15 protein-coding genes and 1 pseudogene are annotated in these 24,152 nt (G+C 72.6%); 10 read left to right on the top strand and 6 right to left on the bottom strand.

The features are described 5' to 3' along the window. Positions 1-222 precede the first annotated feature (222 nt). Together HFV08_RS13180 and HFV08_RS13175 are read right to left on the bottom strand one after the other, a co-directional pair. Positions 223-954 (bottom strand): TetR family transcriptional regulator, encoded by a 732-nt coding sequence (locus HFV08_RS13180; RefSeq protein WP_246341694.1) that lies wholly within the window; start codon positions 952-954, stop codon positions 223-225. Positions 955-1,060: 106 nt separating this feature from the next. Continuing rightward, positions 1,061-1,981 carry an ROK family protein gene (locus HFV08_RS13175; RefSeq protein WP_168539076.1) on the bottom strand — a complete coding sequence of 307 codons (921 nt, stop codon included), beginning with the start codon at positions 1,979-1,981 and terminating at the stop codon, positions 1,061-1,063. Between the two features lie 387 nt (positions 1,982-2,368). On the opposite strand from HFV08_RS13175, the gene HFV08_RS13170 reads away from it, so the two are divergent. Both HFV08_RS13170 and HFV08_RS13165 read left to right on the top strand, forming a co-directional pair. Continuing rightward, positions 2,369-3,400 (top strand): oxygenase MpaB family protein, encoded by a 1,032-nt coding sequence (locus HFV08_RS13170; RefSeq protein ID WP_168539074.1) that lies wholly within the window; start codon positions 2,369-2,371, stop codon positions 3,398-3,400. A 70-nt stretch (positions 3,401-3,470) separates the two neighbouring features. Next, positions 3,471-6,167 (top strand): SpoIIE family protein phosphatase, encoded by a 2,697-nt coding sequence (locus HFV08_RS13165; protein WP_168539072.1) that lies wholly within the window; start codon positions 3,471-3,473, stop codon positions 6,165-6,167. A 25-nt stretch (positions 6,168-6,192) separates the two neighbouring features. Here HFV08_RS13165 and HFV08_RS13160 read toward each other — a convergent pair whose 3' ends face one another. Beyond that, complete coding sequence (locus HFV08_RS13160; RefSeq protein ID WP_168539070.1) at positions 6,193-7,572, bottom strand: family 43 glycosylhydrolase; 1,380 nt, start codon at positions 7,570-7,572, stop codon at positions 6,193-6,195. Between the two features lie 411 nt (positions 7,573-7,983). Further along, complete coding sequence (locus HFV08_RS13155; protein ID WP_168539068.1) at positions 7,984-9,000, bottom strand: LacI family DNA-binding transcriptional regulator; 1,017 nt, start codon at positions 8,998-9,000, stop codon at positions 7,984-7,986. Between the two features lie 149 nt (positions 9,001-9,149). Between HFV08_RS13155 and HFV08_RS13150 the strand changes: the two genes are divergently transcribed. The 4 genes from HFV08_RS13150 (at position 9,150) to HFV08_RS13135 (ending at position 14,276) form a co-directional block, all read left to right on the top strand. Continuing rightward, positions 9,150-10,973, top strand: a complete 1,824-nt coding sequence (locus HFV08_RS13150; protein WP_168539066.1) for a glycoside hydrolase family 2 protein — start codon at positions 9,150-9,152, stop codon at positions 10,971-10,973. Between the two features lie 74 nt (positions 10,974-11,047). Next, on the top strand, positions 11,048-12,394 hold the full coding sequence (locus HFV08_RS13145; RefSeq protein ID WP_168539064.1) for an extracellular solute-binding protein: 1,347 nt from the start codon (positions 11,048-11,050) through the stop codon (positions 12,392-12,394). Positions 12,395-12,426: 32 nt separating this feature from the next. Next, a complete protein-coding gene (locus HFV08_RS13140) occupies positions 12,427-13,338 on the top strand; it encodes a carbohydrate ABC transporter permease (RefSeq protein WP_168539062.1) in 912 nt (303 codons plus the stop codon). Continuing rightward, the gene (locus tag HFV08_RS13135; RefSeq protein WP_168539060.1) at positions 13,335-14,276 is read left to right on the top strand and encodes a carbohydrate ABC transporter permease; all 942 of its coding nucleotides are present in this window, start codon (positions 13,335-13,337) and stop codon (positions 14,274-14,276) included. The genes HFV08_RS13140 and HFV08_RS13135 overlap by 4 nt, the downstream gene beginning before the upstream one ends. 123 nt (positions 14,277-14,399) lie before the next feature. Here HFV08_RS13135 and HFV08_RS13130 read toward each other — a convergent pair whose 3' ends face one another. After that, positions 14,400-15,509: a glycoside hydrolase family protein gene (locus tag HFV08_RS13130; RefSeq protein ID WP_312885579.1), complete on the bottom strand. Its 1,110-nt coding sequence runs from the start codon at positions 15,507-15,509 to the stop codon at positions 14,400-14,402. Positions 15,510-16,282: 773 nt separating this feature from the next. On the opposite strand from HFV08_RS13130, the gene HFV08_RS13125 reads away from it, so the two are divergent. Together HFV08_RS13125 and HFV08_RS31145 are read left to right on the top strand one after the other, a co-directional pair. Beyond that, positions 16,283-17,248, top strand: a complete 966-nt coding sequence (locus HFV08_RS13125) for a pirin family protein (RefSeq protein WP_168539058.1) — start codon at positions 16,283-16,285, stop codon at positions 17,246-17,248. A gap of 200 nt (positions 17,249-17,448) precedes the next feature. After that, positions 17,449-19,473 carry a DUF8189 domain-containing protein gene (locus HFV08_RS31145; protein ID WP_210430209.1) on the top strand — a complete coding sequence of 675 codons (2,025 nt, stop codon included), beginning with the start codon at positions 17,449-17,451 and terminating at the stop codon, positions 19,471-19,473. Positions 19,474-19,675: 202 nt separating this feature from the next. On the opposite strand, the pseudogene HFV08_RS13115 reads toward HFV08_RS31145, so the two are convergent. After that, positions 19,676-20,347, bottom strand: a pseudogene (locus HFV08_RS13115) (DUF1345 domain-containing protein). A 335-nt stretch (positions 20,348-20,682) separates the two neighbouring features. On the opposite strand from HFV08_RS13115, the gene HFV08_RS13110 reads away from it, so the two are divergent. Together HFV08_RS13110 and HFV08_RS13105 are read left to right on the top strand one after the other, a co-directional pair. After that, the gene (locus HFV08_RS13110; protein WP_246341693.1) at positions 20,683-23,163 is read left to right on the top strand and encodes a glycoside hydrolase family 172 protein; all 2,481 of its coding nucleotides are present in this window, start codon (positions 20,683-20,685) and stop codon (positions 23,161-23,163) included. A 168-nt stretch (positions 23,164-23,331) separates the two neighbouring features. After that, complete coding sequence (locus HFV08_RS13105; protein ID WP_168539056.1) at positions 23,332-24,123, top strand: heparin lyase I family protein; 792 nt, start codon at positions 23,332-23,334, stop codon at positions 24,121-24,123. Positions 24,124-24,152 lie beyond the last annotated feature (29 nt).

The raw sequence follows: 24,152 nt of genomic DNA, 5'->3' as shown, positions 1-24,152 counted from the left end.
CACCAACCAGGTCCAACGCATCGTCATGGCCCGCAACCTGCCGTAACCGGCACCAACCCGCCAACGAACAGCCGCCAGTTGCGGCACAGCACACCGAAGGGCGCCCCGCACACGCGAGGCGCCCTTCAGCGTCGAACCGGCCTGCTCCGCACGGCAGTTCACCAAGTCACCGCGCACGCGGGCCAGTTCCGCAAGTCGCCCAGCCCACACAGGAGTTGCCGCTCACTCCCCCTGGAGGCCCGCCTCGACCTCCCGTACGACTCGCCACATCGGGGTATGGCGCTTGGTGATGACGACCACCACGTCGTCCTCTTCCTCGGGACCGGCCGCCCCCGGTGACTGGCCCGAAGTCCAGGCGCCCGCCACGTAGTCGAGGGCGCTGCCGACCATCTCGGCGGCGTCACCCCTGCCGTCCGTGCGCAGCCAGGCGCGCAGGCCGTGGTTGTGGGCGGCGACCACGGCGGCGGCGATGACCTCGGCGCGCAGGGAGCCGTCGCCGCGGACGGTGAAGCGGTCCCGGAGGTAGGAGGCGAGGGTCCGCTCGTAGCTGCGGACCACGGACAGCTCGTAGACGCGGAGGCCGGGGACCTGTTTGGTGAGCCGGTAGCGCTCCACGGAGAAGGTGGGGTTCTCCGCGTACATGCGCATGACGAGCCGGGCGGCGTCGCAGGCCCTCAGGACCGGGTCGTCGGTGTCGGCGCTCGCGTCGAGGAAGGCGGTCATGTCCTTCAGGCAGCGCTCGTGGTCGGGGAAGACCACGTCCTCCTTGGAGGGGAAGTAGCGGAAGAAGGACCGCCGCCCGACCCCGGCCTGGGCGACGATGTCGTCGACGGTGGTCTGCTCGAAGCCGCGCTCCAGGAACAGATCGAAGGCCGCCGCGATGAGGGCCTCGCGCATGGGGGGTTTGACCGGCGCGGCGGGGGCCTCCTGGCCGGAGTTCTGGGCGTCGCTCATGCCGTGAACGTAGCAGCCCGGCCGCGGCGGGCCGCACACCGTCCGAGGGCCAAGATCCCCGGGCGCTCCGGCACCCCGCGCAGGTCAGCGGTGTGCGCGGGGCCGGTCAGGCGGCGGCCGGGGCGAGCAGGTCCTCAGCGAGCAGCGCGGCGCCCAGGCAGCCGACCCGGCCGCCGAGCTTGGCGGCGGTCAGCCGGGGCGGCGGGCGGAAGGTCAGCCGCTCGGCGAGGGCACCGCGCAGCGGGGCGAAGAACGCGGGCCCCGCCTCGACGAGTTCACCGCCGAGCACGATCCGGTCGAAGTCCACCACCCGGGTCAGCGCGGCAAGACCGTCGGCCAGGGCCTCCAGCGCCTCCTGCCAGATCTCCGCGGCGGTCTCGTCCCCGAGGGCGGCGCGGCGCTGCACCTGCCGGGCGCTGACGCCCGCCTCACCGGTCAGGCAGGTGTAGCGGTCGGCGATCGCCGGAGCGGAGGCCAGGGTCTCCACACAGCCGCGGTTGCCGCAGGCGCAGCGGGGCCCGCTCGGCCGGACGACGAGGTGCCCGATCTCCCCGGCCCCGCCGCGGTCGCTGGCGAGCGGGCGACCGCCGAGCATCAGGGCGGCGGCGACCCCCGCGCCCACCGGTACGTAGGCGAAGTTCGCGCAGCCGCGGCCCGCGCCGAGGCGGCTCTCGGCGACGGCTCCGGCCCGTACGTCGTGGCCGACGGCGACCGGCAGGCGGATGTGCTCGCCGAGCCAGTCGCCGACCGGCATGTCGTACCAGCCGAGTCCGGCGGCGTAGAGCACGGTGCCGGAGGCCTCGTCCACCAGGCCGGGGACCACGATCCCGGCCGCGACGGCGGGATCGCCCTCCCGCGCGGCACCGGCGGCCAGCCGGTCCGCGCAGTCGAGCACGCTGTCGACGACATCGTCCGGGCCCAGCTCCGGGCGGACCGGCGTCCGGTACGCGGCCAGCACGCGGCCGCTCGCGGCGACCGCCTCGCCGGTGATGCGGCTCCCGCTCACATCGAGGGCAATGACACTCATCGGCACCCCGTTCCCCGGTACACCGGAGCACCGTCGGCCCTCGGGCCTGGTGCGCCGGGCGACCGGCTGCGTCGACAACACCGCCCTGGCGCGAAGACGGCGCGATTCTGCTTGAAGTTGATTGATATATAGCGACAGTCGTCACGTATGCGCAAGTGAAGACGTTTCTCCGAGGCTCCTCCGAGGCTCCTCGACCGGCCTTCGGACACCCCTCCCCAGGCCGGATCCCGTCCGTCGTCCCGCCCGGACCGTTGCCCCCGCCCGGTTTCCGCCGGATCATCACCGCGGACGGCCGGGCCGCGGCGCCCGGCCGTGTCCTTCCGCGCCCCGGCGCTGTTCCTGCTCTCGGGCACGGCTGAACCCGGCACCCGGACGAAAGGCGGACCGATGAGCGAGAACGGCGGAGCGACGGGCGGACCGGAGAGCGCGCCAGAGGACGGGGCGCGGGGCGGACCGAAGAGCGGATCGGGACCCCGGCTCCCCGGCCGGGCGCGCGGCCTCCTGCCGTGGGACCGCGACCACTGGCCGCGCCGCATCGCCCTGCTCGACCCGGAGGAGGACTACGAGGAGATCTACCGCATCACCTCCCTGCACGAGTTCCCCTGGGACATGAGCCAGGCGCTCAGCTTCGCCCTCTACCGCACCTACGCGGTGCCGAGCATCGGCGAACTCCTCGCCGCCACCGGGGAGTTCACCGGGCGCACTCGGAAGCGGTACGAGGACACCGCGCTCCTCCTGGAGGCGCCGGTCGAGCACGGCGGGGACTCGCCCGAGGGACGCGAGGCGGTGCGCCGCATCAACCGGATGCACCGGGCGTACGACATCCCCGAGGAGGACTTCCGCTATGTGCTCGCCACCTTCGTGGTGGTGCCCAAGCACTGGCTGGACGACTACGGCCACCGGCCCCTGTCCCCCGCCGAACTGCGCGCCGCCACCCGCTACTACCAAGTGCTCGGGGCGCGGATGGGCATCAAGGACATCCCGGCGGGCTACCAGGAGTTCGAGGAGCTGCTCGACGCGTACGAGCGCCGCCACTTCGCGTACAGCGAGGGCGGCCGGGCGGTCGCCGACGCCACCCTGCGCCTGATGCGCTCCTGGTATCCGCGGCCCGTACGCCCCTTGATGGGCCTCGCCGCCCGGTGCCTGCTCGACGCACCGCTGCGCGAGGCCTTCCGCTACCCGGCGCCGCCCGCGCTGCTCAGTGCGCTGGTCCGGCGCGGGCTGCGGCTGCGCGGACGGTTCGCCGGGCTGCTGCCCCCGCGCCGCGAGCCGCTGCACATCCGCGAGACGGCCCGGATCCGCGGCTACCCGCACGGCTACGCCCTCGCGGACCTCGGCACCTTCCCCGGCGGCTGCCCCGTACCGCACCAGGACCAGGGCGGCCAGGAGCAGCGGCTCCCCGGTGGACCGGCTTCCTGAACCCGGCCACGGAGGCGGGGGATTCGTGGCAGGTTGGCCCACCTGACGGGGAAGGAGGTAGAAAGAGCGTATGGCCCAACGCGACGGACGCTCCCGCTTGGTTCTGTGGATGCGTACGGTCGCAGGCCAGGTCTTCCTCCTCCAGGCGACGATCGTGGTGCTGCTCGTCGTGGTGGCGCTCGTGACGCTCGTCCTGCACTCGCGGGCGGACAGCGAGCGGGAGGCCCGCAACCGCTCGGTGGCGGTGGCCGAGACCCTCGCCGCCGCCCCCGGTCTGGAGGCGGCTCTCCAGAGCCCGGATCCCACGGCCGTGCTCCAGCCCCGGGCCGAGACCGCCCGCAAGCGCTCCGACGTCGACTTCGTCGTGGTGATGAACACCGAGGGCGTCCGCTACACCCACCCGCTGCGGGACCGGATCGGCAAGAAGTTCGTCGGCGACATCGAACCGGCGCTCAAGGGGCGGCTGCTGACCGAGAAGGTCGACGGCACCATCGGGCCCCTGGTACAGGCCGTGGCCCCGGTGAAGGACCGCGACGGCAAGGTCGTCGGGCTCGTCTCGGCGGGCGTGACCATCGACCACGTCAGCAGCCATGTGGAGGACCAGCTCCCGGTGCTCCTCGGCTCGGCGGCCGGTGTCCTGCTGCTCACCACCACCGGGACCGCCCTGGTGAGCAGGCGGCTGCGGCGCCAGACGCACGGCCTCGGCCCCACCGAGATGGCCCGGATGTACGAGCACCACGACGCGGTGCTGCACTCGGTGCGCGAGGGTGTCCTGATCGTCAGCGGCGACGGCCGGGTGCTGCTCGCCAACGACGAGGCCCGCAGGCTGCTCAGCCTCCCGCGCGATGTCGAGGGACAGCCCGTCACCGCGCTCGGGCTCAGCGCCCCGACGGCGCGGCTGCTCGCCTCCGGCGAGGAGGCCAGCGACCAGGTCGTGCCGATCGGCGACCGGCTGCTCGCCGTCAACCAGCGCACCACCGAGCAGGCCGGCGGCCCGCCCGGCAGCGTCGCCACCCTGCGGGACACCACCGAACTGCGCGCCCTGACCGGCCGGGCCAATGTCGCCCGCGGCCGCCTGAAGCTGCTCTACGACGCCGGGACCGAGATCGGCACCACCCTGGACGTGACCCGCACCTGCGAGGAGCTGACCGAGTTCGCCGCCGGGCGCTTCGCCGACTACGCCACGGTGGACCTCGTCGAGACCGTGCTGCGCGGCGAGGAGCCCACCAGCACCGGCGCCGGTGAGGACATGCGCCGCACCGCGCTCAGCGGCCCGGAGAAGACCGCCCTGTATCCGCTCGGCCACACCGTGCACTTCGCGGCGAGCACCCCCATGGACAGCGGGCTCGGCCGCGGCGCCGCGGTCCTCGACACCGACCTGGCCGCCTACTCCGGTTGGCAGCGGCAGGACCCGGCGCGGGCCGAGGAACTCGTCGCGCACGGCATGCACTCGATGATCGCGGTGCCGCTGCGCGCCCGGGGCGTCATCCTCGGCATGGCGATGTTCTGGCGCGCCGGGGGCTACGAGCCCTTCGAGGAGGAGGACCTCTCCCTCGCCGAGGAACTCGTCGCCCGGGCGGCGGTCAGCATCGACAACGCCCGCCGCTACTCCCGCGAGCACACCATGGCGGTCACCCTGCAGCGCAGCCTCCTGCCGCGCACCCTGCCCGCCCAGGACGCCCTCGACGTCGCCTACCGCTACCGGCCCGCGCAGGCCGGGCTCGGCGGTCTCGGCGGGGTGGGCGGCGACTGGTTCGACATCATCCCGCTGCCGGGGGCGCGGGTCGCCCTGGTCGTCGGCGACGTGGTGGGGCACGGACTGCACGCGGCCGCCACCATGGGACGGCTGCGCACCGCCGTGCACAACTTCTCCAGCCTGGACCTGCCGCCGGACGAACTCCTGTGGCACCTGGACGAGTTGGTCACCCGTATCGATCTGGACGAGGGCGGCGAGAGCGGCGACCTCGCCGTCACGGGGGCCACCTGCATCTACGCGATCTACGACCCGGTGGCGGGCCGGTGCACCATCGCCAGGGCCGGCCATCTGCAGCCGGTGGCCGTGCACCCCGACGGCCGCGCCGAGACCCTCGACGTGCCCGGCGGCCCGCCGCTCGGCCTCGGCGGGATGCCCTTCGAGACCCTTGAGCTGCCGCTCGCCGAGGGCAGCCGCCTGGTCCTGTACACCGACGGGCTGGTCGAGAACCGCAGCGAAGACATCGACGAGCGCCTGGAGTTGCTGCGCCGCACCCTCCAGCGGTACGCGGCGAGCACCCCGGAGGACACCTGCGAGCAGGTGCTGCGGACCATGGTCCCGCAGCAGCCGCGCGACGACATCGCCCTCCTGGTGGGCCGCACCCGCGTCCTCGGCCCCGACCAGGTGGCCCAGTGGGACGTCCCGGCGGACCCCGCCGAGGTGCGCCAGCTGCGGGCCGCGGTGGTGGCGAAGCTGGGTGAGTGGGGGCTCGACGAGGAGGCGGTCACCACCGAGCTGATCCTCAGCGAACTCGTCACCAACGCCATCCGCTACGCCGAGGGCCCGATCCAGGTGCGGCTGATCCGCGACCGCGAGCTGATCTGCGAGGTCTCCGACCACAGCAGCACCTCCCCGCACCTGCGGCAGGCGGCGACCACCGACGAGGGCGGCCGGGGCCTGTTCCTCGTCGCGCAGTTCGCCGAGCGCTGGGGCACCCGCTACACGGCGACCGGCAAGGTCATCTGGACCGAGCAGCCGCTGCCCGCCGCTGCCCGGACCGTCGGACCGCGCTGAGGCGGCCCGGCGGCGGGCGCGGTCCTCAGGCGACCTCGGCGCTGTCCAGTTCGGTGAAGAAGGCACCCTTGCCGAGGCGCAGGGTGTTCCAGCCCTCGCGCAGCTCCACCGGCACCGCGACGGTGCGCCAGTTGTCCCAGCCGGTGTACGGGTAGGCCACCTCCCCGGCGGCGGCGCCGTTGACGGTGAGCGTGTGGGAGGCGGCCGTCCGCGCCGAGCCGTCGAGGGAGCCGTTCCCGTACCGCACGGTCAGCGTGTGCGCTCCTGCGGTCGGCACGAAGACCGAGAACTCCACATAGCTGTCCGCGAAGTCGATCTTCCCGACCGCCTTGCCGTCCAGCGCCCCGGCCGCCGCGCGCACCACGGCGTTGTGCACCGTGGCGTTCTCCGCCTGGTAGAGCACCTTGCTGCCGTTGACCACCGGATAGCCGTTCGCCCAGCCCAGGTCGGCCGCGTACAGCGCGCGACGGCTGTGGTCGGCGCTCCAGCCGTGGAAGAGGATGCGGTCGCGGCCGTCCGGACCCGTCACCACGTCCTGGCCGCCGGGTCCGATGACCGTCCCGCCGAAGGTGTCCGTGGTCATCAGCGGGTTGGCGGCCTTGGTGTACGGGCCCTCCAGGGCGGTGGCGACGGCGTAACTGGTCTTGTAGCGCTCGTCCGCGTAGGAGTCGGCCGAGTAGAAGAGGACATAGTGGCCGTCGCGCTTGACCAGGGTGGGCGCCTCGATCACATTGCCCTCCCAGGCGCGGTCCTGCCGGATCAGCCGGACGGCGCCGCCGGTGGTGGCCGTGCCGTCCGCGGAGACCGCCTGCAGATGCAGCCAGGTGTCCAGGGCGCAGCAGTTGCCGTCGTTCTTCCACAGCAGGTAGCGCCGGCCCCCCTCGGTGTACGAGGCGGGGTCGATCGCGCCGCCGTCGGCCGCCGGGCAGACCAGCGGGCCGCTGCCCACCGGCTGGAAGGGGCCGCTCGCCGAGGCCGCGGTGGCGACGCCGATGCACTGCTTGTCGCTCGCCTGGTCGCGGGCCACGTACCACATGGTGAACCCGGCGCCGTTGTCGAAGACCTCCGGCGCCCAGACGAGGCCGCGGTCCGGGCGCGCCCAGGCGCCGAGGGCGGGCAGCACGTCCGCGGCGCCGTACGTCCAGGACTTGAGGTCCGTGGAGGTGGCGTGCTGGATGTTCTTGCCCTCGCCGTTGGTGGCGTAGGCGTGGTAGGTGCCGCCCTCCTTGACCACGTCCGGGTCGGGGAAGTTGCGGTCCAGGACCGGCCCGGCGGCGGCAGCAGAGGCCGGGCTCCCGGTCAGGCCGACGAGTCCGACGAGGAGGAGGGCGAGGGCGGCGAGGAGCGCGGCCGGTCTGCTGGTACGCAGGCGGGCGGTACGGGAGCGGGTACGGGTGGGCGGCATGCGGATCCCTTCCAAGGTTGCCGAGGCGTACTCGAAGCGAACTGGTCAGGGTGCGGAGAACTCAGGGTGCGAGGAACTCGGGGAGCGCTGAGCACTCGGGAGCGCCGCGGGAGGCGCTGCGCGCTGCGGAGATGCAGAGGTGCGGAGATGCGGAGGGTGCGGCAGAAGAACATCGAGCGGATTTACATCGATGTAACTGCTACTGAAGGTAGGAAGACATGAGCGGACTGTCAATGGATGAGCCGGAGAAGACGCCGAAGGCAGGACAAGCCGCAGATGACAGAGATGGCAGAGATAGCGGGGATGACAGGAGATGACGGGAACGGGAGGCAGCGGGAGAGGCGTCGGGCATGGCGGAGAAGCCGGAAAGGGGCCGACTCCCTTGCGGCGGTGGGCAGTACGGGCCCCGCCTCAGCCTCCGGAGCTCTCCCGCACGATGAGGCGGTACCCGGCGACATGGTGCGAGGGGCCGGACTCCCGGTCCGGGCGCTCGATACGGTCGAGCAGCAGGTCCACCGCGGCGCGCGCGATGCCCTCCTTGTCCGGGGCGATGGTGCTGATGGTCGGGATGGTGAAGCGGGCGGCCTCGATGTCGTCGAAGCCGACCACGTCGAGGGCGCCCGGCACCGGCAGCCCGTACTCGTACAGCGCGCGCACCGCGCCGAGGGCCAGGTGGTCGTTGAGGCAGAGCAGCGCGTCCGGCGGTTCGGGCCGCTCGGCCAGGGCGCGGGCCGCCCGGGCGCCGTCCAGCCAGTGGAAGGCGTCGACCGGGACCACGAGCTCGCCGTCGAAGGGCACCCCGGCCGCCCGGAGCGCCTCCCGGTAGCCGAGGGTGCGCAGCCGGTCGGTGCCCTGGCGTCCGCGCAGCGCCCCGCCGACGACGGCGATCCGGCGGCGGCCGCGGGCGAGCAGGTGCGCGGTGGCCTCCCGGGCCGCCGCGACGTTGTCGATCCCGACGTGGTCCAGGGTGCCGTCCCCGTGCCGCTCGCCGAGGAGGACGACGGGCAGGTGCGGGGCGCGCTCGGCCAGGTCGCGGGCGGTCAGGGTGAGCGCGCTGAGCACCACGCCGTCGGTGATCTGCGCCTCGAAGCCGCTCAGGGCGGCCAGTTCGCGGTCCCGGCGGCCGTCGGTCTGGTGGAGCAGCACGGTGCAGCCGCGGCGTTCGGCCGCCGTCATCACATGCTTGGCCAGTTCGGAGAAGTAGGCGACGTCGAGTTCGGGGACCGCGAGGGTGATCATCCCGGTGCGCCCGCGCCGCAGTTGGCGGCCCGCGAGGTTGACCCGGTAGCCGAGGGCCTCGATGGACTCGCGCACCGCCGCCCGGGTCGCGGGGGCGACGTGCTCGTAGTCGTTGAGCACATTGGACACGGTCTTGGGTGAGACGCCCGCGTGTGCCGCGACGTCCTTGATCCTGACCCTTGCCGCCACTCTCGCCCTCCTCAGCTGCGGTGATCGTACCCAGCGTGACGGCGGGGCCGTTCGGCGGGGCCGACTGCGTCCAGGGTATTTACATCGATGTAACCACGTGGTGGCATGGACCCGCCGCACCCTTCGCACCCGTACGAAGCGAGGAGCAGATGAGCTCTCCCCTGCCCGAGGACCTGCCGCGTCCGGAGCACCCCCGCCCGCAGTTCGTCCGTGCCGACTGGCTGAACCTCAACGGCACCTGGGAGTTCGAGATCGACCGCGCCGACTCCGGTCTGGAACGCGGGCTGCGGGAGCGGGAGTTGAGCGGCACCATCACCGTGCCGTTCTGCCCCGAGTCGGAGCTGTCCGGGATCGCGGACACCGACTTCATGGAGGCCGTCTGGTACCGCCGCCGGTTCACCGTCCCGGCCGAGTGGGGCAGCTCGCGCGTACTGCTGCACTTCCAGGCCGTGGACCACGACACCACGGTCTGGGTCAACGGCACCGAAGTCGCCCGCCACCGGGGCGGGTTCACCCCCTTCACCGCCGATCTCGGCGGGGTCGCGGAACCCGGTGAGGAGGCCGTCGTGGTCGTCCGCGCCCGGGACAGCAGGCACGGACCGCAGGCCCGCGGCAAGCAGGCGACCTGGTACGCCAACACGCACTGCCACTACACCCGCACCACCGGCATCTGGCAGACGGTGTGGCTGGAGGCGGTGCCCCACGCCGCCCGCCTCAAGCGCCCCCGCCTCACCCCGGACCTCGGCTCGGGCTCCCTCCACGTCGAACTCCCGGTGACCGCCAATCTGCCCGGCCACCGGGTGCGGGCCGTGCTCGGCGAGGAGGGCACCGAGCTGGTGCGCGCCGAGGCCAGGGCCGACCTCGACCTGTGCCCGCGGCTGGCCCTGGTGCTCCCGCCGGAGCGGGTCCGGCCCTGGAGCCCCGCGGACCCGCACCTGTACGAGCTGCGCCTCCAACTCCTGGACGCCGAGGGCGAGGTGGTCGACGACGTGGTCTCGTACGCGGGGCTGCGCTCGGTCGCCCTGCGCGGCAAGCAGGTGCTGCTCAACGGGGAACCGGTGTTCCAGCGGCTGGTCCTGGACCAGGGCTACTACCCGGACGGCCTGATGACCGCGCCCACCGAGGACGCCCTGGTGCGGGACATCGAACTCGGCCTGGAAGCGGGCTTCAACGGGGCCCGGCTGCACCAGAAGGTCTTCGAGGAGCGGTACTTGTACCACGCGGACCGCCTCGGCTACCTGGTCTGGGGCGAGTTCGGGGACTGGGGCTGCGAGACCGGGCAGCGCGACGACAACCAGCAGCCGGACGCCTCGTACCCCGCGCAGTGGCTGGAGGCGCTGGAGCGCGACCACTCGCACCCCGCGATCATCGGCTGGTGCCCGCTCAACGAGACCTATCAGCGGCTGCATGACCGGATCACCCGGCTCGACGACGTGACCCGGGCGATGTTCCTCGCCACCAAGGCGGCCGACCCCACCCGGCCGGTGATCGACGCCTCCGGCTACGCGCACCGGATCACGGAGACCGACGTCTACGACGCGCACTGCTACGAGCAGGACCCCGAGGTCTTCGGCAAGCTCATGGACGGACTCGCCGAGGACACGCCCTACGTCAACACCGGCCCGGAGCAGACCACTTGGTCGCTGCCCTACCGCGGACAGCCCTATTTCTGCAGCGAGTTCGGCGGCATCTGGTGGGACCCGGCGGCCGCCGCCGAGGCCGCGGGCGACGAGAGCGACACCTCCTGGGGGTACGGCGAACGGCCGCGCACCGAAGGGGAGTTCGTCGCCCGTTTCACCGGTCTGGTGGACGTACTGCTGGACGACCCGCACATGTTCGGCTACTGCTACACCCAGCTCACCGACGTCTTCCAGGAACGCAACGGCGTCTACCGCTTCGACCGCTCCGAGAAGGTCGACACCCGCGCGCTGCGAGCGGCGCAGCAGCGGGCCGCCGCCTTCGAACGCCCCTGAAGCCCCACCGATCCGGTACCTGAACTCCCTTTCTTTCAGGGGGACTTCGCCCCTATCCGACCTCAGGAGGGCTCATGAGTGCACTCCCCTCGGGCCCGGGAGAACCCGCGCACACCTCCCGGCGCCGCCTGCTCACCGCGTCCCTCGCCTCCGCCGGGGCGCTGCTCACCGGCGGCTCGCTCAGCGGCTGCGGGGCCGCGCTCGCCTCGGACGAGGGCACGGTGCGGCTGTGGGACCTGTTCAGCGGCGCCGACGGCGGGCTGTTCAACGAGATGCGCGACGCCGCCCGCGAGGACATGCCCGGCACCCGCCTGGAACGCACCGTCCTCGAATGGGGCACCCCCTACTACACCAAGCTGGCCATGGCCTCGGCGGGCGGCCGCGGCCCCGACCTCGCGGTCTGCCATGTCTCCCGGCTCGCGGGCTATGCGCCGACCGGGCTGCTGGACCCCTGGGACACGGCGGAGCTGGCCGCGTACGGCGTGCGGCGCGAGGACTTCTCCGAGGCGGTGTGGGGCCGCACCCAGTACCAGGACCGCCTGTACGCGGTGCCCCTGGACACCCACCCCTTCATCGTCTTCTACCACCCCGAACCCGCCGCGAAGGCAGGCCTGTTGACCTCGGACGGCGCCCTGGACACCGAGGCCTTCTCCTCCCCGGAGCGCTTCCTCGCGGCGGGCCGGGAGCTGGCGAAGGCCTCCGGGAAACAGGGCATCGCCTTCGGCTACGTCAACGACCCCTCCCAGTGCTGGCGGCTCTTCTACGGCCTGTACCGGCAGACCGGGGGGCGCCTCGCGCTGCCCGAGGGCGGCCCCGCCGAGATCGACGAGGACCGGATGGCCGAGGTCATCGCCTTCATGGCCAAGCTGGTCGACGGCCGCGCCAACCCCAAGAGCCTCGACTACTTCTCGGGCATCGCCTCCTTCACCAACAAGCAGACCGCGATGACCCTCTCCGGCGACTGGGAGCTGGCCACCTACCGGGCGGCCGACAAGAAGGTGGGCGCCGCCTCCTTCCCGACCGTCTTCGGCACCCCCGCCGTCTACGCCGACTCGCACGCCTTCGTGCTGCCCCGCCGCCCCGACGCCGACAAGGGCCGTTGCGAACGCACCCACCGGGCGGTGGCCGCCCTGCTCAAGGCCTCGCGGGTCTGGGCGAGGGCCGGGCACATCCCCGCGTACCGGCCGGTCACCCGCACCAAGGCCTACGCCGGGCTCCAGCCGCAGGCGCACTACCTGGCCGCGCAGGAGCATGTGGTCCTCGACCCCTCGGCCTGGTTCGCCGGTGCCGGATCGGACTTCCAGAACGCCATGTCGCAGGTGCTCCAGCAGGCTCTGCTCGACGGTCTGGCCCCGGACCGCGCGGCCCGCGCCATGGTGCGGCGCCTCAACTCCTTCCTCTCCAAGCCCAGTCCGGCCTGAGGGCCGGTCCGCCCCGCGCAGGAGGCACGACGATGTCCTCTCCCCCCGCTTCGGCGCGCACCGGCTCCCGGCCGGCCCGCCGCACCCTTCCGCCGGGCCTGCTCTTCGCCCTGCCCTTCCTGGTGCTCTTCGGCCTCTTCATGGTCTGGCCGATGGCGCAGGGGCTGTGGATGAGCCTGACGGACGCCTCCCTGTCGGCGCACGACCCCTCCTTCATCGGCCTGGACAACTTCCGGGAGGCGCTGGGCGACGAGGAGATGTGGCGCTCGCTCGGGCACACCCTGCTGTTCACCCTCTTCTCCACGGTCCCGCTGGTGGCGGTGGCGCTCGGCATGGCACTGCTCGTGCACACCGGTCTGCCCGGCCAGTGGGTGTGGCGGCTCGCCTTCTTCGCCCCCTATCTGCTGCCGGTCGGCGTGGTGAGCCTGCTGTGGCTCTGGCTCTACCAGCCCGATCTCGGCCTGTACAACCACCTCCTCGGCGCGGTCGGCCTGGACGGGGTGGCATGGCTGAGCGACGAGTCGGTGGCGATGTGGGCGATCGTGCTCGCGACCCTGTGGTGGACGGTGGGCTTCAACTTCCTGCTCTACCTCGCCGCCCTCCAGGCCATCCCGGACCACCTCTACGAGGCCGCCGCCATCGACGGCGCCGGCGCCTGGCGCCGCCTGTGGTCGATCACCCTGCCCCAGCTCAGCCGGATGACCGGGGTGATCACGGTGCTGCAGATCCTCGCCTCGCTGAAGGTCTTCGACCAGGTGTACCTGCTCACCAAGGGCGGCCCGAACAACTCCACCCGCCCGGTCATCGAGTACCTCTACGACGTGGGCTTCACCGGCTACCGCCTGGGCTACGCCTCCGCGATCAGCTACCTCTTCTTCGCCCTCGTCCTCCTCGCCTCCGCCGCGCAGTTCGCGGTCCTCCGCCGCCGGGAGAAGCAGTCATGACCACCACGCATCCGCCCCTGCACGGCACCGGCGAGACGACCCCGACGGCCCCCGGGCGCCGCCGCCCGGCGCGCGGGACCGAGCCGCACGCACGCCGCTCGCCGGCCCTCGGGCAGAGCCGCCTGGCCCGGGTGCTCGCGCTCGCCGCGCTGCTGCTCTTCGCCTCGACCTGGCTGCTGCCGCTCGGCTGGGGCGTGCTGACCGCCCTCAAGTCCGAGCAGGACGCCAGCGATCCGGAGCACTGGCTCTGGCCGCGCTCGGGTTTCACCCTCGACCGGTTCTCCGAGGTGATCAGCCGGGGCGACCTGCCGCTGTGGATGTTCAACAGCTTCGCCGTCGCCACCGCGGTCACCGTGCTCACCGTCGCGGTCTCGGCGATGGCCGGGTACGCCTTCTCCCGGACGCTGTTCCGGGGCCGCCGGGTGCTGTTCGCCCTCACCGTGGCGGCGGTGCTCGTTCCCCCGCAGCTGCTCATCGTGCCCTGGTTCCGGCAGATGATCACCCTCGGCATCGCCGACACCTATGCGGCGGTGATCCTGCCGCAGACGGTGGCGCCGGTGATGGTCTTCATCCTGAAGAAGCACTTCGACTCGCTGCCGAGGGAGTTGGAGGAGGCCGCCCGGATCGACGGCGCGGGCCACTGGCGCGTCTTCTGGTCGGTGCTGCTGCCGCTCTCCCGGCCCATGCTGGCCGCCGTCGCGGTCTTCGTCTTCATCGGCGCCTGGAACAACTTCCTGTGGCCCTTCGTCTCCACCTCCGACCCGAATCTGATGACCCTGCCGGTCGGCATCACCGCGGTGAAGAACGCCTACGGGGTGCAGTACGCGCAGACCATGGCGACCGCGATGCTGGCCGCACTCCCCCTGGTCCTGGTCTTCCTCTTCTTCCAGCGGCAGATCGTGAAGTCGGTGGCCACCACGGGTCTCGGCGGCCAGTGAGGCCGCTGCCCCGCTGCGGTGGGGCAGGTGACGGATGCCCCAACTCCGTTGCACCGGGCCCGTCTTCAACCACATCGCGTGTGGAGACGGGCCCGGTGGTCAGGACGACCGCTCAACTGCCGCTCAGCTGGCGCCGGTCGCGAAGTAGGGCTTGCAGACGCCGCCGTCCCAGTCGGTGGCGACCTCCAGGACCTGCGCACCGTCGGCCGAAGGCAGCAGCGCGGAACTGTAGTTGGGGCAGAAGTCGACCGTGGTGAAGCTGACGGCGACCGGAGCCGCGATCTCCCGCCAGGCGCCGTTGCCCGAGGCGCTGTTGGTCCACACGGTCTTGCCGCTCCCGGCGGCCACCGAGCCGTCGCGGTTGTACATGACCTGGCCGACGAGCAGCAACTTCCCCTGGGGATTGCCCGGTTCGGGCGCCCAGGCGACGGTCGGGGCGTGCTTGAAGTACTTGCCGTCGGCGGTCTCCGGCCGGATCCCCAGGTCGGTCGGGCTGCCCCAGTTCCAGCCGTCCGGTGAGGTCCGGTAGTGCACGACGCAGGCGTACTGCCCGGCCGCCGCGCAGATCTCGTAGCTCATGAAGTACGTACCGCTGGGCAGCCTGCGCACCACGGCCATGCCGGGCCGGTCCGAGTTCAGTCCGCTCGCGAGGGTGTCGTGGTGCCCCGTCCAGGTGAGACCGTCCGAGGTGCGCGCCGCGACGAGCTTCTGGCTGTGCACCCCGTCCGTCTCGTCCGAGTAGTGGCAGACCAGGTTGCCCTCGGCGTCGACGGAGAACTCCGGCTCCCACAGGCCGCGGTCGTTGGGCGCGGCGGCGACCGTGGACAGGTACTGCCAGCTGCGGCCGATGTCGTTGCTGCGGAAGACCCTGATCGCCATTCTGCGCCCGGGCTCGTCCTGACCGACGGAGGCCGACCAGAGCAGGGTTCCGGCGGGCAACTCGCCCACCTGCTGCGGCAGTTCGTACAGCGTCGAGCAGCACAGACCCTGCCCGCCCGCGGCCTCCGGATCGGCGACGGCACCGACCTGCGCGAAACTCGCGCCGCCGTCGGTGCTCTCGTGGATCGCGCCGAGTCCGTTGTTGCCCTGGAAGGTGACCACGGAGGCGAGGACGCGCCCGTTGGCAGAGCCGCTGTGCTCCAGGCGGATCGCGCGCGGGTACAGGCCGGTGTCCGTACGCAGCGGGGTGCCGGTCGCGGCCGCGGCGGGCGGAATCTGCCCGAGCAGCAGCACGGACAGCAGGGCGAGAAGGCCGAGAGAGCGCAGCGACCTCAGGGAATTCCGCCACCGGGGCCGATGAGACGAGTGGGATCCGTGGGAACTGGGAGATCTGAGAGTTCTGAGGGAGAGAAATCCGTACTGCACGTGCCCTCCAGTCGATGGAAAAGTCGATGGAAAGAACGCTGACGGCCCCCGCCGTACAGAAGCTGAAAGTAAGGGCTCCGTGCAACGTTGTACAGAGTGCGGTGCTCCGCATTTGCACGGGGTCCCGGGCGGAGACCGGGCCGGGAAGGGACGGCAACTCCACGTCGGCGGGCGGCACTTGGATCCGTACCCGCACCGGGCACAGCCCCTGCGACGAGCCGCGGGGTCCCGGTCGCCTACGGGGAAATCGATTCCCCGACCGTTGACACTTCTTTCTCCTCGGTGGGACCTTCCTAGAACACGGGCGAAAACCTGTCACGCCGTCAGCCCCCACCGTGCACACCTACGCCCGCGCGTTTCCGCACCCTTTCCCCGCTCCGACTGCGGTTTCCCCGTACCGGCCGCGGCTTTCCGCTGTGCGTCGCGCGCCGCTTCTCAGGGTCGCGCGCCGCGGGCTGCGCACCCTTGGGCATCGCGAGCCGTACCGTGCCCGTCGGGTGCCCGTCGGCCTCCGCGAGTCGGCCCTCGCGCCGTCGGATCCGGCGCATGGAGCGCGCGCCCCCGAGCCGCACCCTGGTGCGCCCCTCCCCGAACGGGGCGCCGGACCCCGCTCACCGGACCGGCAGCACTACCGTGGGCCCATGAGCAACCTTGAACGCCAGGCCGTACCGAGCACCTGCGGTGGACGGGGCTTCGTCGTCGCCGAGCCGGTACGCGAGTTGCTGAGCCCCCGCGCGGTACGACTCGGCGAGTCCACCGAGGTCCGCAGGCTGCTGCCCAACCTCGGCCGCCGCATGATCGGCGCCTGGGCCTTCGTCGACCACTACGGCCCCGACGACATCGCCGACGAGCCGGGCATGCAGGTTCCGCCGCACCCGCACATCGGCCTGCAGACGGTCAGCTGGCTGCACGAGGGCGAGGTGCTCCACCGCGACTCCACCGGCAGCCTCCAGACGATCCGGCCGCGCGAACTGGGCCTGATGACCTCGGGACGCGCGATCAGCCACTCCGAGGAGAGCCCCAGGTCGCACGCCCGCTATCTGCACGGCGCCCAGCTCTGGGTGGCCCTGCCGGACTCCGACCGCCACACGGAGCCGAAGTTCGAGCACCACGCCGAGCTGCCCGTGGTCACCGCCCCGGGCCTGCGGGCGACCGTCCTCCTCGGCGAACTCGACGGCGCCGCCTCCCCCGGCACCACCTACACCCCGCTCGTCGGCGCGGACCTCGCCCTCGCGGCGGGTACCGAGGCCCGCCTCCCGCTGGTCCCCGACTTCGAGTACGGCGTGCTCTGCATGTCCGGCGAGACCTTCGTGGACGGCGTTCCCGTCACCCCCGGTTCGATGCTCTACCTCGGCTGCGGCCGGGACGCCCTCGACCTGCGCGCCGGCTCCGACAGCGGACTCATGCTGCTCGGCGGCGAGCCTTTCGAGGAGGAGCTGATCATGTGGTGGAACTTCGTCGGCCGGTCCCAGGAGGAGATCGAACAGGCCCGTGCGGACTGGATGGAGGGTTCCCGCTTCGGCGAGGTGAAGGGCTACGACGGCGCACCGCTGCCTGCTCCGGAAATGCCGGGCGTACCGCTGAAGCGGCGGGGAAGGGTGCGCTGAGCAGGAGAAGCGCCGTTCACCGTTCGAGATTCCGCGGCGCCTGGACCGCACTCCCCGCTCCAGGCCAGACCGGCCTGCCCTGACGGCTCGTTGCCGCGCGGGGCCGAGTGACGCGATCCGGTCCGGTGTCTTGACCCCGGCCCAGTCCTGCCCCTAACTTGCGCTGAAATCGATTTCTCGGGTGGATGGCGGAGGAGAACATGCGAGTGAAGCGCGCCGCGGTCGCCGGGCTGGCCCTGCTCACCCTGTCGCTCGCCCTCGGGGCGGGCCCCGCCGACGCAGGGGGTACGCGCTCCGCCGACGCGCGGGATGACCTCACCTGGGTGGGCGCGGGGCCGGTCCGGAAGGTCTACGACACCTCCGGCGAGACCCCCTCCCGCTACCTCAACGACCACGCGGTGATCAAGGGCCCCGACGGGACCTGGCACATGTACGGCATCACCGGCGAGGAGGCACCGCCGGGGCAGGCACCCGACTCCAGCGGCGAGGACACCTTCGCCCATGCGACCGCGCCGAGCCTGAAGGGCCCGTGGACCACCCGGGAGCCGGTGCTCACCGTCGACCCCGACTACGGCGAGGACCACCTCTGGGCCCCGCATGTGATCGAGCACGAGGGCACGTACTACATGTTCTACTCGGGCGGCGGCGGGGACCGGGACGCCACCATCAACCTCGCCACCTCCAAGGACCTCTCGCACTGGACCCGGATCCCCTCCGGCCCGCTCTTCCGCGACGGCTGGGTGGCCCGCGACCCCTTCGTCACCCGCGTCGGCGACCACTGGGTGATGTACTACACGGCCACCGCGACCCCCGAGGGCGGCAGCCACATCGTGGCGTACCGCACCAGTGAGGACCTGGTGCACTGGAGCGAGCGGGAGACCGCCTTCACGGACACCACCGCGAAGGAGAACTCCGCCCCGGTGACCGAGTCGCCGTTCGTGGTGCACCGCGGCGACTGGTGGTATCTGTTCACCGGCCCGCGCGGCGACGGCTATGTGGGCACCGACGTCTTCCGCAGCAAGGACCCCACCCGCTTCGCCCTCGACGGGTACGCGGGCCATCTGCCCGCGCACGCCCCCGAGATCGTCCAGGACGGCGAGGACTGGTGGGCCACCCACAGCGGCTGGTTCCAGGACGGCCTCCATCTCGCCCCGCTGCACTGGCGCTCCACTCCCCCGCTCTGGCAGGGCCCGCAGAACCCGTCCTCCGTACGGGGCGCCGACGGGCGGCTGCAGGTCTTCGCCCGTGAAGCCGAAGGACCGGGTCTGCGCCGCCGCGTCCAGACCACCCCGAACGGCGGCTGGGGACCCTGGGAGAAGTTCGGGGACACCCTCGCCACGGTGCCCACCGCCGCGCGGAACGCGGACGGCACCCTCGAACTCTTCGCCGTCGAGGACGACGGCACCCTGCTCCACCGCCGCACCTCCCCCGGCGGCGACTGGGGCCCCTGGCGCGCCCTCGGCGGACGTGCGGGCGCCGCGCCGACGGTCGTGAAGGCGGCGGACGGCCGGCTGGAGATGTTCGGAATCGCCCCCGGCGGCGCCCAGTTGACCCACCGCAGGCAGCTCTCCCCGGGCGGCGACTGGGGCCCGGAGGAGCGCTTCGGCGGCCCTGCGGCGAGCCCGCCCGCGGCGGCGGCCGACGCCGCGGGGCGGCTGCACGTGTTCTTCGTCGAGCGCGGTGGCGCCCGCGTCTCCCACCGGAACCAGAGCACGCCGGGCGGCAGTTGGGGCGACTGGCGGGAGTTCGGCGGCCCGGCCAGCGGGCGCCCGGTGGTGGCCGCGAACGCCGACGGCCGACTGGAGGTCTTCCTGCTCGGCCCCTACGGCGACAAGATCGCCAACCGGCACCAGACCTCCCCCGGCGGCGACTGGAGCGCGTGGTCCGGCTTCGGCACCTTCGCCGGTGGCGCCCCCGCCGTGACCCGCAACGCGGACGGCCGATTGGAGGTCTTCGCGGTCGGCCCCGGCAACGACTACCTGTCGCACCGCTGGCAGACCACGCCCTCGGGCGGCTGGAGCACCTGGGAGACGTTCGGCGGACCCGCGCAGTGCGCCCCGACCCCGGTGACCGAGGCGGACGGCCGGATCACCGTCCTCGCCATGGAACCGGAGGGCGCCGGGCTCTCCAGCCGTACCCAGACCGCCCCGTCGAGCGGCTGGGCACCGTGGCAGCGCTTCTCCGCCGAACCGGTGGGCGGCACGGCCTGCGCCTCGGCGAGCTGACGGGGCGGGGGACGCTCGGCGGTGGGGAGGGGCAGCACGAGCCGTTCCCCTCGCTGCCCCTTCCCGCCCCGCCTCGACCGGATTCGGCCCGGAGCAACTCCACGCCCACGTACCGGACTTGAATTCCCGCGCCGAGGAGGTGGGGGCGCGGATGACGGGGTGAGGGGCGGGCCACCCGGCCCGGTGTTCCTTCGTCCGACGGCTACGCCCCGCCCAACGCGGACACCAGGCTCGCCACCGTCACGGTGTTGAAGACGAAGGCGATGACGGCGTTGGCCGCCACGGTGCGCCGCATCTCGCGGGTGGTCACGGTCACGTCGGTGGTACCGAAGGTCGTCATCACCGACAGGGCGAAGTAGACTTAGTCGGCCCAGACCGCGGGGCCCTCGCCGGGGAAGTCGAGCGCCCGCTCCCCCGCCATGAGGTTGTCGGCGTGGAAGGCGACCGCGAAGGAGACCGCCACGCAGACCCAGGCGACGGCGACCAGGGCCAGTGCGAGCACCGCGCGGGGCGGCGCCGGGAGTGCGGAGCCGAGGTGACCGGGGAGCCACAGCACCGCGGCTACCAGGGCGGCCTCCGCGATGAAGAGCGACACCCCTGGCCCGGGCGCCGTGCCGAGGAGGTAGCGCTGGAGCGTGGTGCCCCGCTTCGTACGGTGGGCCCAGGCGCGGATCCGGGCCGGGGAGGCGCCCAGGAACGCGGCCAGGGTGAGGGCGAGATAGCCGACGAGATAGGTGAAGGTCACCAGGACGCCGACGTCGGCCGCCGAGAGCTGCGTCGTCCCGTCGTCGAGGACGAGGAGGAGCGCCGCCGCACCGGCCGCGAGGAGACCGCCGACCGCCGCCCGGCGGCGTTCGGAGAGCCAGTGGTCCACGGACGAACTCCTCAGCAGGGTCCCGGTGGGCGGCGCGGGCCGGTGCGCTGCTTCCGGCCACGGAGAAGGTAACGGCATCCGGCTCCGGTGGGCCGGTGACACGGCCGGGGCGGGTCGCGGGCACCGCGCGGGCCTGGGGCTTCGGCGCGACTGCGTGGATTGTCCGCCCGCGTCGCGTCGAAAACGATTACACGACGGCCCCCGTTGTCCGACCTGATTGCCCTCAGTCGCCTTGGTGGAACCCATTGACGCGCATGCCAGTCGGCCCTAACTTGCCTGAAATCGATATCAGAAGAGGGTTGAGGGAGGGACGCGTGATGCGTCGAAGAGGCAGGTTGGGCACAGCGGCGGCCTCGGCCCTGGCGGCCGCGCTGTTCCTCGGCGCCGCGCAGGTGCCGGGCGCCGAGGCCGCCGGGAGCGGGTCGGCACCGAAGGCGGCGGACAAGGGACCGGTCGGCTGGGACACCTACCGCCGCCTGGACCGGATGCCCGAGCTGAGCGGCGGTGCGCGTACCGCCCAGTTCTCCAGCTTCGACCGCACCGGCGGCAACGAGGACGGCTTCGACGGCCGCTACGCCTGCCTCCGTCAGAGCGCGGCGGGCTGTGTGATCGCCGAGCGCTCCGGCGCGGGCGAGGTCGGCGCCATCTGGTTCACCCGCGACGAGGGTGATGTGCGCAGGACCGGGCGGATCACGATCGAGCTGGACGGCGAGGAGGTCGTCGACGCCCCGCTGCAGGACGTGGTCGACGGCAAGCTCGGCGCCCCCTTCGTCCACCCGCTCGTGGCCGACGCCGACCAGACCTCCGGCGGCGTCTACATCGAAGTGCCGATGCCCTTCCGCGAGTCCATGCGGATCACCACCGAGCACAACCCGCTCTTCCACCATGTCTCGTACCGCACCTTCGACGACGCCGAGGGCATCACGACCTTCGACCCCGCCGACCCGGCTCAGGACGTCGTCGACACGCTGAAGGCCGCGGGCAGCGCGGATCCCAAGCCCGCCCAGCCCGGCGCGAAGACCACCAGCTCGCAACTGGACCTCGCCCCCGGCGCCAGCCAGACACTGGCCGCCTCGGACACCCCCGGACTGCTCTCCGCGCTGAAGCTGACGCTCCCTCAGGCCCCGTACGTGCAGGCGGGATCGGAGACCGACGAGGGCCGGGCCTTCGGCAAGGACGGCTCCAGCACCTTCACCGTCAAGGTCGACCCGGCGAACCAGGGCGTCCGGCTGAGCCGCCGCTACGACCCGATGATCGGCCGGCAGACCGCCTCGGTCACCGTGGACGGGCAGCCCGCCGGGCAGTGGGGCCCGAGCGGGGCGCAGGGCGCCGGGCTGTGGGCCGAGCAGTCGCTCGACCTGCCCGCCGCCCTCACCGCGGGCAAGTCCCGGATCACGGTGGAGAACGCCTTCGTCTCCTCCGACCTCGACGTCAACGAGTTCCGCTACCGCGCCGAGAGCGCCGTGGGCGGCGGCCACCGGCTCAGCGACACCGTCGACGTCGGCGACCCGGCGGACGAGTCCGCCCACGGCTACCGGATCACCGGCCAGACCTGGGAGGGCGTGCGCACCTACGACCACGCCCTCGACGAGGCGCAGCGCGCGAAGCTCGCCGCGGCCCGCAAGCTGCTCACGGGCCTGCGGCTGCGGATCAGCTTCGACGGGGAGCGGACCGTGGACTCCCCGCTCGGCGAGTTCTTCGGCTCCGGCCACGCGGTCGCCCCGGTCGACTCCCTGATGTCCGGCATCGACGCGCCCCGCTCCGCCTTCAGCTCCTGGTGGGCGATGCCGTACGCGGAGAACGCCGAGGTCCAGCTCTACAACGGCAGCGACACCGCGGTGACCGAGGGCACCGCCGAGATCACCGCCGCCCCCTCGAAGGAGCACGCGGCGGCGATCGCGGCCGGAACCGAGGGCCACTTCCGCACCTCCTCGCACGCCGGGCCGACCACCCCCGGCAAGGACTGGTCCTTCCTCGGCGCCGAGGGCGAGGGCAAGTTCACCGGCGTCAGCCACACCATGACCGGCGCCCTGAACCGCAACTTCCTCGAAGGGGACGAGCGTTCCTACGCCGACGGCTCCCGCACCCCGGAGATCCACGGCACCGGCAGCGAGGACTTCTACCAGAGCGGCTGGTACTTCAACCGCGGTGCCTACTCCGCCCCGTTCAACGGCAACCCGGCCCATCTCACCCCGGCCACCGGCTGCCCGGCCGAGCGCGACTGCACCGGCGCCTACCGGCTGCTTATCGCCGACGCGGTGCCCTTCACCACGGGGCTCGACTTCGGCATCGAGCACGGGCCCACCAACGACCAGCAGGCCGACTACTCCTCCACCGCCTACTGGTACGGCCGGGCCGGGAAGGGCGCCGAAACCACCGACACCCTCGTCCTGGGCGACGAGCAGAGCGAGCGGCAGCACGGCTACACCTCGGCGGACCCGGGCGCGGTGACCCCGCTCGACTCCCGCTTCGAGGGCGACCGGACGGGCGCCCCGCGGCTGACGGCCGACACCCGGGCGGCCAGGGCGGCCGTCACCTTCTCGCTGGCCGTCGACTCCGGGAACGACGGGGTCCGCCTGCGGCGCCTCGCGGACCAGAGGGAGGCGGGGCAGCGGGTCGCGGTCAGCGTGGACGGCGTACGCCTCGCGGACTGGTCGCAGCCGCTCGGCAACGGCGAACGCCGCTGGCTGGAGGACGTCTACCAGCTGCCCGCCTCGGTCACCGCGGGCAAGGACAGCGTCGAGGTCACCCTGACCCCGGCCGAGGGCGCCCCGGCCTGGTCGGCGGCGCGGTACGAGGCGCTGAGCCTGAAGTAGCCGGGACTCCGGGGCGGGCGCCCGCCGACTCGATCGCGGGCGCCCGCCCCGGACCCCGGAGAAGAACGCCACGTACGGGTCCCCACCCGGCGGGACCCGGTGGCGTCGCGCAAGTGCCAGACGAACCGGCCCGGAGCGCCCGGGCCGGGCACGACCGAAGGGAGAGAGATGACGCACCCTCAGTCCTTCTCACGCCGCCGGATCCTGCGGTACTCGCTGCTCTCCGCGCTCGCCGTGCCCGCGGCGGCGCTCGGGGGCGAGGTCGCCGTCGCGGGTGCGCGGGATCCGGGGCGGGCGGCGCCGTTGGACGAGGTGCCGCCCTTCGACGTCCAGTGGTCGACCGACTTCTCGAACGGCTGGGAGGGCTGGCTGGACACCCCCTGGAACGACGAGCCCCAGGGCGAGGTGGCGCGGCCGGCCGTGGTCGACTCCCCCACCGGGGAGGGCAGCAGCGGCCGCTTCCGTCTGGAGGGCGGTCAGCAGCGCAACGAGTCGCAGCCCGACGCGGCCCAGCAGATCACCGAGGGGCAGACCCTCGTCGTACGGTTCACCGACTTCCTGGAGGAGGGCTTCCCGGTGGACACGGACGACTGGCAGGTGGTCCTCCAGTTCAAGAACGAGGGCACCGGCTCGCCTCCCTGCGAGATCAAGATCGGGGGCGGCCAGTACCTCCTGGACGGCGACAGCGGGGGCTGGCACCACGAGATCGGTCCCGCCGTCACCGGGCAGCCGGTGGACATCGCGGTCCGGATCACCTTCTCCGAGGACCCGGCGAAATCGGCCATCGACGCCTGGTACAACGGCGAGCAGACCCTCTCGGGCGTCTTCCCGGAAGGCGCCGGCACCCTCTATCCGGGCCTGTCGAGCTACCTCAAGACCGGCCTCTACCGCAGCCCCGGCATCCAGGAGGCCGGCACCCGCCACCTCACCCGCCTGCTGATCGGCACCCCCGCGGACTGAGGCGCCGAAGGCCCTGTCAGTGCCTGCTG

Origin of the sequence: Streptomyces physcomitrii (assembly GCF_012273655.1) — a bacterium.
Lineage (GTDB): Bacteria > Actinomycetota > Actinomycetes > Streptomycetales > Streptomycetaceae > Streptomyces > Streptomyces physcomitrii.
The sequence above is the reverse complement of the archived record's forward strand: the minus strand, read 5'-3'. Positions and strand labels throughout refer to the sequence as shown.